Source organism: Paenibacillus sp. S29 (assembly GCF_049319765.1).
Classification (GTDB): domain Bacteria; phylum Bacillota; class Bacilli; order Paenibacillales; family Paenibacillaceae; genus Paenibacillus; species Paenibacillus polymyxa_B.
This window is the reverse complement of sequence record NZ_JBMOUI010000005.1, coordinates 141580-154730: the sequence shown is the minus strand read 5'-3', so window position 1 is coordinate 154730 and position 13151 is coordinate 141580. Positions and strand designations below refer to the sequence as shown.

Sequence of the window (13151 nt, the reverse complement as noted above, 5' to 3'; positions counted from 1 at the left end):
TCGTTCTTGAATTATTGTTTAGTTTCTAAAGCCATTAAGTTAATATCATTCAACCGAATATAAGGCTTATCATTTTTATTAAAGTATAATGTTGCTATAAAAATACAATAAACGCCTTTATTCCAGAGTATCTTTTTCAATTTGGAACTATTAGAGATGCTCTCGCTTAATAAAACAGAAAATTCATATCCTTTTCCATCCCATGCGCCACAGTTTAAAAATTGTTTGTTCGATGAGATTGAATTAACTTCGCCCCAAAATATTCTTTTTTCTCCTTTGAGTGAATGATCTGCACTTTTAAAATCTATAATTAAATCAAAAGGATCTTTGTATGTTTTACCTTCAAAAATTATTGGGATATCAATATCATCTAAAAGATTATGAATCGCATACTTTAATAGTTTTTTCAATGTAATTTTACAGGACTTATTTTTTGAAGGATCAATTGTATATGATCGAGAATTCTTTTTTTGCCCAGCTTCAACTGAAATCAAACCTTCATTTCTTTTCTCATACGGATCATTGCTTTGGTCTAAGCTCAGGATTAACTCGTTATATGTGACATTTACTTTGTTAACTTCTTCTTTAATTGCATTATCGACATTTCTAGGATTGCTCATTCCCTGCTTACAACCACTTACATGTTTAGCAAAAAAGCAAGCTTGTTTACCATCCTTAGTTTTTCTTCTATAAAAGGCTTGAACCCTACACTCTAAGCACACTAAATTTCTTTTTACAATTTCCTTTTCTGTAGTTGAGAGACTCTCAAATTTTAAAATAGATAATTTTTCGTTGTTAATCGAATTTATTACTAGTTCCATTTCATATCACCTTAACCTTTTGAATACTTTCGCCTAACGTTCCTGTATTCACGACCCAGCGCATGCTGGGTGTCCGGCGAATGCCGGACCAAGGACAAATGTCCGCAGCGTGAATATTATGTTATTGGATGTCAGTGACTTCTTTGAATTACTTAAGTAATTTTCAAATCACTATTTTACTTTAAAATAACGGACTTATTTAGGCTGATCTATATAAGAAAACATATTTTCAAAGTCTTGTTTCGAATCAAACGTATATTTAATTATATGTTCATTATTAACTTCAGCCTCTTCACTCCAAAGCCTAAAACCCAAACCACTTGTATCTAATTCAACCATCACATAATCGAGACCTAGTTCATAACACTCTTTGTATTCATGATCTGATGAAGGAAAGTTATTTTTAAATTTATCGTTATAGATGGGCTTAAAGTAGTTAATTAGAGCAGCTTCTGCAACAGCAATATTTTGTTTGTCGGATATTCGTAAAAAACTAGTATTATTCTTTTTTGATTCAACTAGGTCATGGATGTAACTTCTTAGGTCATCATTGGATTCATTGGGATCGAAGAACGCAATTGAATTGGGACTAAATTTCCAAGCTGTCAACCAAACATCAGTGTCCCAACTTCTTTCACTATAAATTTTTTGTACGGTTTCATGCTGTTGTAGTCGATCAAAAACATTGCGAGTTGGTGTTTCCTTAGAACCAAAAGCGCGACCAATATATAATACTTGAAGATCCATGATGGAAGAGTCCATTTCAGATTGAGCAAGAAATGTTTGCAATAATAACGCAGCATGAGCTTTAAAAGCTGGTTGTGTAAGGGTTTCAATTATAATATATTGATCATTCATCTCAAAGCTCACCTTAACGATCATTTCATCCATAGGTATTTGAATACTGACGTTCTTAAATGTACCCTCATGAGCAATACGGATATTTCCTTTAAAAATCGACCCTGAAGTTTCATAAGAGGATGTATCAAACATCAATAAGAGGTCTTTTACCAACCATATAAATGTGAAAATTATCTTTATCCTTGTACTGTTCCTTTAGTGTCTTAAGTTGATCCTGTTTAAACATGTAAGCATAGTTTTGAACTAACGAGATCCCTTTACTATTTATCGTAAACAGTCCTTCCGTTTGACTTAGATATGATTTTTTAAGTATAAATAAAATGTTATTCTATTCATCAACTTTCTGTTAACTGAATATCTAGGAAGGAGATTTATAAGGTTTATTTGTGATTTCCGCTGATTTCCAATAACATTTCTGTATTCACGACCCAGCGAATGCTGGGTGTCCAGCTGCTTCTGCTTCCCCGAAATCCATTCTGCCGGACCGAGAGCGTATGCCCAATGCGTGAATATAATGTTAGCTGATATTGCTGGCTCCTCGATATTACTTATAATTATCTCTTATTCTATTAACTCTCCTTTCCAATTAACGACTTTTATTTCTTTATCCCTTAAAAGGCACCAATCAATTATTTCACCTATCAAGTTCGGAGTGATTATTTCATCATTCCAATTTAGTGTTATCACTCTTCTGTATCCTATATATTCTTTAGTCCATCCTTCAAATTCTTTTCCAATGATTACAATTATAGGGGTTTTATTTTTAATGCTGTGCTGTCCCACTTCATAGGTAACTAAAAACTTCTTATTCTTAGCTATAATGTGTAATTTAATTATTCCTTCGTCATCAATATCCGGTTCAACATACCAATAGAATAATCGATTTGCACGTATGATCTTTCGTTTGTATTTTTTTCTTACTCCCATGTTCACCTCAAGAAACTTTTTTTGATTTCAGCAATTTCAGCTAACGTTTCTGTATTCATGAACCCCGAAGGGGTTGTCTGCTGAAATTCCTTCTCGAATTCCTCCAGCAGACCAAGGCTCCATCGGAGCCGCTGCTTGAATATTATGTTATCGGACGGTCTTGTCTTCTTCGAATCTACTGCACACTGCTCTTGTTCTCCCAATCATTCCTTCATCTTGATCGGTTTTTATGTGTTTTTGGTATCTCATTGTTCTTCGATTTTTATGCCCTTTGACTTTCATTGGTCTTCGTTCTTCAATCTGTCCTTTGAACTTCAATGTCTTTTGATCTTTTCAATGTTACTTGATCTTTATATTTTACTTTGATTTCTAAAAATCGTTTTCGTCCTTCCATATTGTTCGATCTCTTTTTTCATCTGTTTTTTGATCTTTCAATCCTTTTGCCTGATTTATTCAAGGTTTTTAACCCTATTGCAAGTCTATTCCGATAACGTTCCCGTATTCACGACCCAGCGTATGCTGGGTGTCTGGCGAATGCCAGACCCAGGACGAATGTCCGCAGCGTGAATAATTTGTTATCAGAAGTTTTATTTTTCCTCTCAACCATCTGAACTCTTGCTATCTGAATTTATATTCAAAAACTTGGACGTAGTTTTAAAATAATCAGAGTTCATTAGTTGGGTCAAAGTGCTTACATTATCTTCAAATTTAATTTTGCTATACTTTTCAAAGGTATCATTGTATGAATTATTTAAGTAAATTTTGTTTATTTTATTTAAAAATTCATTTTTCGTATTAATCTTAGCAACACTGGATAACAAGGAGCTTTTATCACTCTTCTCCAGATTACTGTTCTCAATTTTATTCTTTAATTCTTCAATTTCATTATTTTTATCGTTAATTATACTTTCATATTTCTCCTCCATATCTGTCCAACTTCTTTTTAACATATTAATAAATGAAGCCATTTCATCTGCACTTCCAGCAATGCGGTTGAAAAGTAACAAGTTTAGAGCAAGTACCTCTGGAACTTGTCCATGAGGATATCTTAATTGATGATCTATTTCACCGTATCCCTCTTCAAATATGGTTCTAACCTGTATTTCTGCAACTACGCGCTTGTTTGTCGGAAAAAATTCTATTAAGTAATGTACTGAACGATATCCAGTATGTCGAGAGTCAATTTTAACATCAAGCTCATTGAATCTTTTTACATCATCTCCATCCCTTACGTTTGCTGTGGTTTCAATTACATTCCATGTATTTTTAATGAATTGGTGAATCTCTTCCCAATCTTCTTTGAAAATGTGTATTGCTCTTACTCCTATCAAGTCAGTTATTTCATCTAAGTAATTATCTACAGTGAATTGAAAATCTTCACCATGCTTTTCTTTTCTTTGAGAAGTCTTTCTGATGAGTTTTTCCATCAAGTGTTCTGGATCTTTCACTCTCGACCGAACAGTATGAATTTTTTCATTTGTTCTTAATGTGCTTGCAACAAATTCAGCTTGCGTTATTAAGTTGTTTCTAATTTCAATGAAATGATTGTAAATATCATTCAGTTTTCCCCAATCAATATTGTTCTCAATAAGCATCTTCTCATCCAGATGATACTTATTCAAAAATTGATCTTTTATTAATTGCTTCATTGCATACCTCCATAATAAAATTTCTGATAACGTTCCTGTATTCACGACCCCAGCTAATGCTGGGGTGTTCGGCTCCTGCCGGATCAAGGACGAATGTCCGCAGCGTGAATATTATGTTATATGTAGTTCCAAACGGTTTTAAAACTTAATATTCATATTGTTTCAATAACAACACGCCGTAAGAAACTAAATCATCGTAAGTGATTATTTGGATTGAATTCAGTTTAGAATTTAAAACTCTCAAACAATCTCTTTGGTCATCATTAAAGCTCTTATTGCACCCAACAATTATTCTGATGCGAGGCATTATTACTTTGATAGAATACTCCTTTTCCAAGTTCAGCTTATATTCTTCTAACTTTTGCAAATAAAAGAGACTTTGACCTATAACGATTGATAAATCTGGATGAGGATAATAACATTTATGGCTTGCATCATATTTTAATAAATCGTGTGATGGCCGTTTTAATTCAATTAGATCAAGATAACCATCAACAGATTCCATCAATAAATCGCCTTCGCTAAATAATGCAATTTTTCTTGCATCATGTTTTTTTATGTAATCCACTCCAAAGATCCATAAATTTTGTTCGATCCAATTCTGAAAAACTTTTTCTGGTTGTCTGGCTTGATATTTAATTAAACTTTCATCTGCATACACTTCATCAACTACGTTTCCATTCTCTTCGAAAAGTAAAAGTTTTTTTAAATTAGAAATTTCGCTTACAATCAATTTATGATGATAAGCACCATGCAAATTTTCTATTTCAAGATCACTCAATGACTCTAGTAAACCAATTATCTTATTTTCTGATTTAAATTTACCCAGTAAAGTTAGTATGACTTGTAAATCACTTTCTTTTAAACTTTCCAATAGCACATTGATCTCATCTGTAGTTTCAACAAACTTAGAGGAAACAGAAGCATCTTCTCTGATGATTGAGACAGAATTTAAATGTTTAAAAACTTTTCTTATATGATCCAAATAGAGTCGCTCTGTGAATATAGGCATTCCTTGAGCATCAATTGCAAATATATTCAAACAAAGATTTGCATCGGCAATATCATTCACTATACCTGAATAATTCATCATTAATTTAAATCGATCTGTTGAATAGATTTCTAGGTGGTAAGGAACACTCATTATTCTCACACCTTTGCTATAGTGTTTGCATAGCCGTGCCATTCAGAATTATATTTCTCTTTAAATATTTCAAACTGTGGCTCACTTTCAAGAATTTCTATATTATCGATAGTTCCTATATCGAACATTCTGAAATCAGGGAAAGGATTTTCACAATCAGAATCTGATACGCCCGCTGTTTGCACAATATGAACTTTTGTGCTTTTCAATCCACTCTTAGCTATAAAAATAAAAACTGCATGCACATTTCCAATTCTTGTACCTTGAATTTTTCCAGGTTTGTTGTAAGTGAAAGTAATTGGTTTTCTAGTTTCTACTGTTTGGATCAACTTATTGAGTTTGTCCATAGATATTCAACTCCCTTTTTAACTTTAATTTCGTTTGGAATTACATATAACGTTTCTGTATTCACGACCTCGGCGAATGCCGAGGTGTTCGGCTCCAGCCGTGACCCAGGGCATATGCCCGCAGCGTGAATATATTGTTATGCGCTGTCCAAAGTATCAATTAGAACTAAAAATTATTTCGGTTCACTTTAGCTCTTTGCATTTTTGTTAATTCTTCTGAACTATCAGATATTCCCTGATAATATTCACTTCTAGACTCCCAGTACTGATCATTAGTAAGCTCCAAAATGTGTCTAGTAACCCCCGTCTGGTACCATTTATGTTCATCTTCATCCAATTCTCTCATCCTGTTTTCATTGAAGAAGAATTCTACTTCAAATTCTCTAATTTCGTCTTTTACTCTTGTATAAGATTCATTTAAATCCTTAAGAGAAATATTATGTTCTATTAATTCATCCAATAAACTAATAGTATCTTCGGTTCTTTTAACTCGATCCGGAAAATAAAAATCTAAAAAGGCTTGGAGACTATCTAAATTGAGTTCTTGATCAAAATTAAAATTCCCCTCATGGATCATGTTATTGCGATAATTCTCACGCTCTGCTCGAAGCATTTCAAATCTATCATCTGCAATTTCGAATAAAGCACTCAATTGAAAAAGGTTTCTAAGAAATAATTCTGGGACATGTTCTTGCTTTTTATACGATAATTTGTGAGAGATATCTGCCCAAGCATGCATCAATATTGTTCTCACTTGAATTTCTGCTTTGTAATTTTCTAAACCTCTATAATTAGGAACATTTAACCATTCGTTTTTCAATTTAACAACAAAATGATAAGACCTATAGCCGAATTTATCCGTCCCTAAAGAATCAAGCTTATCTTCTGAATTTAGAATTTCAAATTCATCTGCTATTATCTTTTTAATTAACAAAACATCAGAAGGATAATAACAGACGATACGTAAGCCACATATATCTTCTATCTGATCAAAAGGTTTTTTGTACTGCTTTCTATCAATCTTGTCGAAAAAAGAATCGAATTCTTTGACCCTTGAATACACATCTAGATAAGGAATGTTATTTTCGTTCAATAAAAATTTCAATGACTCAGTGATATTAATTGATAACCTCTGATATAAGGGACTCACCTTTAAAAATTCTTGTTTAAGACTTTCCTTGTTTTCCATAACTTTATTCCCTTCAAAATAGATTTAAATCCCTACAGATTGCGCATAACGTTCCTGTATTCACGAGCCAGCATATGCTGGGTGTCCGGCGCATGCCGGGCCAAGGACGAATGTCCGCAGCGTGAATATTATGTTATGTGATGTCTGCTTCTTCTTCGAACTACTTAGACAGCTTGTTTGATTTCTTTGCCATACTTTTAAACTCTTCATATTTCTCTTTAGCAGCTTTAATTTTACTTTCCACTACATAAGGAGCATCATCTGAAAAACTGGGTAGTTTCTCATTTATGTAATCGTATAATGATTTTTTCTCAGCAGTCGTCGGAATTATCGGCGCAACAGGTATAGGTAGTGGCTTATCTTCTACTTCTATTCCTTCATGTAAATCAGCCATCCCAAAAGAAAGAAAATTATGAATAGCTCTTTTTCTATCTTCTTCTGTCTGTTTATAATTTCCGTCCGAATCTAAATGGAATCTATCAAATTCCACCATAAGTAGTTTATGCGGCTTCCTGTCTTTATTCCTGTAATATAAGATCACTTCAAGTACTTCCTCACCTGCTAATTGAGGAACAGATTTATGCTTATGATCTTTAGGTCGGGCGATCTTTATAACTTTGCCTGCACGAGATACAAATAAATATCTGCTTTGAATCATCTATCTCACTCTTTCTCTCTTATTTAAGCTGATTTCACATAACGTTCCTGTATTCACGACCCGACGTATGTCGGGTGTCCGGCGTATGCCGGACCAAGGGCGTATGCCCGCAGCGTGAATATTATGTTATAGGATGTCAGCAGCTTCTTCGAAATCACTTCATTGATCGTATAGCAGGATATACATCTTCTATTAATTTCCCTCTTATTTGTTCTATAGATGAATATCTCTGATTTTTATCAGATGATATTCCTTTTAAAATAAACTCTTTAACAATATCATTCTTTTCTTTATGAAAATTTGTTTGTCTACCCGTTAAAATAAAGTAAATGATCTTGATTAGAGCAAATGTTTCATGACGCACCTCATAGTTCTCAAATCCAACTACAGCAAGATCAGAATAATCGTTAATGGCACCTTTTACCTCTGTTCCCTGTCGGGTAAGCTTACTATCAGGTCGTTTTACTAGGCCGAAATCTGATATCTTTATCATTGAGGAACTATCGTCATAAATTTTCACAAGAATATTTTGGTAGCTAATATCCCTATGCAAGTACCCTTTTGAATGTATGTATTCGAAAGCGTTCAGCAATTGATTTATCAAAATCCGTCTTTTATCTAAAGTTAATTTGTTGTTGTTCTCATTCATATACTTTTCCAGCGTTTTATTTGCGTACTCCATTGTGTATTCGTTTTTCTCTTTGTCATAGTAGTAGGCCTTAATAATAAATGGAGAGTCTAAAACTTTTAAATCGTTATACTCATTTTCAAATCTTATTAATTCGTCTTCCCTTAAATTTTGTTTAGCTCTTTTAATTACAAAATCACAATCATAAAATGGATCTTTATATTTAAAGACCTTTGCATACGATCCTTCTCCTATTTGCTTTAAATCTATTGTAGTTGTTGCTTTTAATGTTTTTACCACTGTTGTGTCAAGTAATACGAATATGGGTCTATCTTCGATTATCTTTATTCGCTTTAATTCGTCTGGAATTGCGCTACCTCCACTATCTGATAAAAAAGTTTTACAAAAATCCATAATATCTTTGTATTCTTGATCTATTTCAAAACTATGGTTGTCTTTAAGGGAAGCTTGAAAAACTCTTACATTATCAATTATTTCAATTAATGATCTACTTTCATGAGCATTGTAATGCCCTCCTGATCCTGGTCTATTTTTACTATTCATGAATGAGAACAAATCATTCAAACTACTATGCAGTATAGAAAATATTTCTTTTAATTTCTCGTTAGGTATACTTTTATAAAACTCATAAAATAGCACGATTTTTTCATTTTTATAGGCTGAAAGTTGATTGATCTTTAAGTTCAAGAATCCATCTATATTCTGCATGTACCCACCTCATTAGATATTTAAATTCCTTGTAAGCTGATTTCCTATAACGTCTTATTTACGAACTTCAGAAAAAATGTTCTCTTCGTCATATTCACGAACTTCGTGAATCCTGCACTTTGTTCCTGATTCCCGCACTTTCTGCGTTTCAATCCTCCAGCCCGCTCATCCGATCCAACGGACTTTGAATCCGCCCAATGTCCCGTCTGCTCACATGTGTATACCGCTCCGTCGTTCGCACACTCTGATGCCCTAGCAGTTCCTGAATATAGCGAAGATCAATCCCATTCTCCAGCAAGTGGGTCGCAAAGGAATGCCTTAGCGAATGGATACTCACCTGTTTGCGAATGCCCGCTTCAGCCAGCGCTTTTTCAAACACTTTCTGCGCTGAACGTTCCGTCAGGTGGCGGCCTTCCCTCTGCCCTGGAAACAGCCAGTCTGCTGGATGCTCCACCCCTATATACTGCTCGACCACCGCAAAAGCCGCTTCGGATAGCAGCGTTTGCCGATCCTTCCTGCCCTTTCCCTGACGAACTTTCAGTACTTTCCGTTCACGGTCGCAGTCTTCAAGACGCAACCTCACCACTTCGCTTACCCGCAGCCCGGATGTATACGTCAGGTACAGAATAGCCTTATGCTTTAGATTTTTCACTGCTTTCAACAGACGCATAACCTCATTCAGGGACAGCACATCTGGCAGTTTACTCTCCTTTTTCGGACGAACATAGGCGGCGGATTTGGGCTGCTTTAGCACATGGCGAAAGTAAAATTTCAGCGCGCTGATCGCTTGGTTAACATAAGCGTGCGAAAGACCTTTTTCGAGCAGCACCAGCGCATATTTTTGCACCACCGCATCATTTTACTTGCTTCGGTCCCTTGCAATCCGGCAAAAAAAGCGTTCCGTTTGCGATATGTATGCTTTTATCGTCTTGCTGCTGTACCCCCTTGCTACCAATGCATCGCGCATTTCTTGCCGCTGATCCGGGTTCCATTCACCTCGTTCCGAAGAAGAAGGAACCGCATTAGCCTGCACGTCCCGCCGATCGTTTTTTCATCCCGATAAAGTAGGTTTATCTTCATCTCACTTGCCTCCTTAGTATATCAGCCGTTCAAAAAATTGGAAATCTAATTTTACACAAAAAAAGGGACTTAAGATGGATATTCATCTTAAGTCCCTGATTCTTTCAGAGTAAATTATTGATCCATTAAGTCCAATTTTCATCATCATAAAGTGTCTTGCCTTTACTTGTCCAGTTCTTCCGTCACATCATACCATAGCATCGCCGCCACCTACCATGTTACTCGACCTTAAACTGTTTTAATTCGTCTTGAAGCTTATTGGACAATTGGTTTAATTGTTTGGATAGTTCAGCAACTTGTTCGAAGCTCTCCAATTGTTCCTGCGTGCTGGCGCTGACCTCTTCGGTTGAAGCTGAGTTTTCCTCCGTGGTGGAAGAAATGATCTCCAGCGCCTGCAAAATCTCATCTTTGTGCTTGTGGACTTTGGAGGTGTTGGTGCTGATCTGGATCATTCGCAATTTCAAATCTTCCAAATCCTTATTAATGCTAAAGAATACTTGCTTCGTGTCCTCCACCGATCTGGCATTTTCTTCTGCAATTTTCAGACCATGAACTGTATGCTCAACCGATACGCTGGTTTTTTCTTCAATCACACGTACCTTCTTATAGATTTCCTGTGTCGCCAGTGCCGTCTGCTCAGCCAGCTTGCGAACCTCCCCGGCAACAACAGCAAACCCTTTGCCCTGTTCTCCTGCACGTGCAGCTTCAATGGAAGCATTGAGCGCCAGCAGGTTGGTCTGCGTTGCAATTTGGTTGACCGTATCGACGATGCTGGAAATCTCATGACGGCTCAGATCAATATCCTGAATAATAGACGACATCGCTTGTGTGGAATTGTGATTTTCTTCTGCCCATCTGGATAACTGATCTACTACAGCAAGCCCCTGTCCGCTTTGCTCAGCGGAGATCTGCACCATCGTTTCGATGGCTTTGGCATCATTGGCAATTTCGTCAATTTGGCCGGATAATGCTCCGGTTTTTTGTAAAATGTTATCCGTTTCGATGGATTGGTAGTTCGTTGCATTGGCAATCTCATTAATCGCTGTCGCCGTATCGTTCATCGTGATCGCGGTTCTGGAAGAAATGGATTGCAAATCATTTGAAGACTGATTCAAGACTTGAGCTGAGCCACCCACCATTTGGAGCATGCCTTGAATTTTTTGAACCATATTGTAAATCCCTTGAGAAATTTGCCCGATTTCATTGTTGGATTGCGTATCAAACTGAACGGTCAAATCTCCATTTTCAATCAGCTTGATTTTTGCAAGCAATTTCGGGATTGATCTCAACAGATAACGGAGCGTTATATAACAAATCACAACGAGCAGAATGGTGGCTGCCGCAAAACCGCCAATGGTAATCCAGGTAAACGCTTTTAATTCTGAGAGCACCTCATCTTCAGAAATGGTTAAGCCTACAGACCACCCCGTATCTTTACTGGTTGCATACCCGATATAACGACGTTCCCCATTATCATTAATTAGCTGTACTCCAGACTCGCCGGCAATCATTTTCTTTCCGATCTCCCCAAGATCACCTGTGCTTTCGTTAATCTTTTCTTTCAGCACTTTATTTTGATCGGGGTGATACAAAATATCACCTGTTTTGGATGCAAGAATCGAATAACCTGTGCTTCCAAGCGAATAACTTTGCATAACGGCAGGGATGTCTTTGAAAGCAATATCGACAGCAGCAAATCCGATTAATTGATTACTGCTATCTTTGATCGGATAGAAAATGCCCATGAGCACATTACCCGAATTGACATCCTTATAGGGTTCTGAGTAGTATAAACCGTCTGCTTCAACAGCTGGCTTGAAGTATGGGCGTGTATGGATATCAAAATCCAGTTTAGAAGCAACACCATCATTCTGAAGAAAGAAGCCTTTACCAGATATTCCTGCAATCCAAGCGTCGGCAAAAGATGGCTCTGCCTTTACAATGGCTGCCAGAGTCGCTACTGTTTCCGCAGCATAAGGAGAAGTTTTCACCATTTCTGCCGATGGGGTGGTTTCTAAATATTGCTTAAAAAGATTGTTCGTTGACATTTGTTTGACAAGTGATCCCTTTTCCTTAAACAACGCATCGAATTGAGTGACAACGGCCTGCGTCTTGGTCTGGAGCATGGCCTCTTGCTGCTTGACAAGTATGCTTTGCGTGCTTGCAAACATGAACGTCCCCAAGGTTGCAAAGACGACAACGATAATGACTAACAAGACCATGGCTAATGTGTTCGCGATGCTGGATGATCTGAATACGCGCTTCTTAATATTTTGTGACATGCTGCCATCTCCCCGAGGAATATTGAGCGAAAAGCTCTTAGATAATATGTCGGAAGTTTGCAGCTGTTTTAATAGGTTTTTTAGTATACACAATTTAAAGTTTCGCTATCTGATTCCTCATAGATTCCCTCCCAACCTGTTCGGTAACTTCAGCAAAAGATTAGGGCAGCACAAAGAGCCTCCGTCAGACGTAGGCTCTTTACTAAAAGCTATATATGGGAACGCAGAGTTTTGCGGATTTAGAGCGTTTCAGCGATCCGTAAGCTCCCCCCTCATCCTCCGTCGTTAACCCAACTGCATCGTTGTGATACACGTATCGTTTTTCTCATATGTAGAGAATTCAGTTTCAGCCGTTTTACCTTCATGATTCACGCTAATGCGGTATGTTTTATCCCTCGGTAGCCATAGATCAATAAAACCATTGGATTGTGATTTCATGGCGGCGTTCTCCATGATGACATTCCCTTCGGAGTCGTGAACGGTCACATTGAACGCTCCGTTTTTTATTTCGCCTTGGCAGCCCGTTAGACTATGAGTTGCACAAGGGTGGGTCTGTTCCACATATGGCGCAATCGAAACAAAAAACTCGTTGTCAGGCAAATCATAATTCACGGTCTGAGTATCGTCCCCTGTGACAATCAACTGACTGGAATTAATGGAAGCGGACTGGGCTGTTGCCTTGCCTGCACTGATATCATGCACCAACTGCTTGATATTTGTCTTCCCCAGGTTGTCCGTCCCTTCTCTCTGAATATTCCCTGCAATTAGGTACGTCCCCAATGCGGCAACAACCAACCCTGAAGCGACCAAGATTCCTTTTTTCATCTGGAGTTCAT

The 13151-nt window shown here is 36.9% G+C and carries 13 protein-coding genes; all 13 read right to left on the bottom strand.

All coding sequences use genetic code 11. The features are described from left to right. Positions 1–11 precede the first annotated feature (11 nt). Positions 12–821 carry a hypothetical protein gene (locus tag ACL9RM_RS10515; RefSeq protein WP_250266363.1) on the bottom strand — a complete coding sequence of 270 codons (810 nt, stop codon included), beginning with the start codon at positions 819–821 and terminating at the stop codon, positions 12–14. Positions 822–1016: 195 nt separating this feature from the next. Next, positions 1017–1712, bottom strand: a complete 696-nt coding sequence (locus tag ACL9RM_RS10510; protein ID WP_422759366.1) for a hypothetical protein — start codon at positions 1710–1712, stop codon at positions 1017–1019. A 531-nt stretch (positions 1713–2243) separates the two neighbouring features. Next, on the bottom strand, positions 2244–2609 hold the full coding sequence (locus ACL9RM_RS10505; protein WP_250266365.1) for a hypothetical protein: 366 nt from the start codon (positions 2607–2609) through the stop codon (positions 2244–2246). Between the two features lie 599 nt (positions 2610–3208). Next, positions 3209–4303 (bottom strand): GTP pyrophosphokinase, encoded by a 1095-nt coding sequence (locus tag ACL9RM_RS10500; protein ID WP_250266366.1) that lies wholly within the window; start codon positions 4301–4303, stop codon positions 3209–3211. Between the two features lie 100 nt (positions 4304–4403). Next, positions 4404–5402 carry a Shedu anti-phage system protein SduA domain-containing protein gene (locus tag ACL9RM_RS10495; protein WP_250266367.1) on the bottom strand — a complete coding sequence of 333 codons (999 nt, stop codon included), beginning with the start codon at positions 5400–5402 and terminating at the stop codon, positions 4404–4406. 5 nt (positions 5403–5407) lie between these two features. Continuing rightward, positions 5408–5749 carry a hypothetical protein gene (locus ACL9RM_RS10490; protein WP_250266368.1) on the bottom strand — a complete coding sequence of 114 codons (342 nt, stop codon included), beginning with the start codon at positions 5747–5749 and terminating at the stop codon, positions 5408–5410. A 166-nt stretch (positions 5750–5915) separates the two neighbouring features. Next, the gene (locus ACL9RM_RS10485; RefSeq protein ID WP_250266369.1) at positions 5916–6938 is read right to left on the bottom strand and encodes a GTP pyrophosphokinase; all 1023 of its coding nucleotides are present in this window, start codon (positions 6936–6938) and stop codon (positions 5916–5918) included. Positions 6939–7098: 160 nt separating this feature from the next. Beyond that, on the bottom strand, positions 7099–7596 hold the full coding sequence (locus tag ACL9RM_RS10480) for a hypothetical protein (protein ID WP_061829663.1): 498 nt from the start codon (positions 7594–7596) through the stop codon (positions 7099–7101). Positions 7597–7750: 154 nt separating this feature from the next. Beyond that, positions 7751–8953: a protein kinase family protein gene (locus ACL9RM_RS10475; protein WP_250266370.1), complete on the bottom strand. Its 1203-nt coding sequence runs from the start codon at positions 8951–8953 to the stop codon at positions 7751–7753. Between the two features lie 148 nt (positions 8954–9101). Then, entirely contained in the window at positions 9102–9803 is a 702-nt protein-coding gene (locus tag ACL9RM_RS10470) for a tyrosine-type recombinase/integrase (RefSeq protein ID WP_250266371.1), read from the bottom strand. Positions 9804–9901: 98 nt separating this feature from the next. Then, complete coding sequence (locus ACL9RM_RS10465) at positions 9902–10033, bottom strand: hypothetical protein (protein ID WP_323873113.1); 132 nt, start codon at positions 10031–10033, stop codon at positions 9902–9904. 218 nt (positions 10034–10251) lie between these two features. Continuing rightward, positions 10252–12315 carry a methyl-accepting chemotaxis protein gene (locus ACL9RM_RS10460; RefSeq protein ID WP_250266372.1) on the bottom strand — a complete coding sequence of 688 codons (2064 nt, stop codon included), beginning with the start codon at positions 12313–12315 and terminating at the stop codon, positions 10252–10254. A gap of 285 nt (positions 12316–12600) precedes the next feature. Continuing rightward, positions 12601–13140: a CueP family metal-binding protein gene (locus tag ACL9RM_RS10455; RefSeq protein ID WP_250266373.1), complete on the bottom strand. Its 540-nt coding sequence runs from the start codon at positions 13138–13140 to the stop codon at positions 12601–12603. Positions 13141–13151 lie beyond the last annotated feature (11 nt).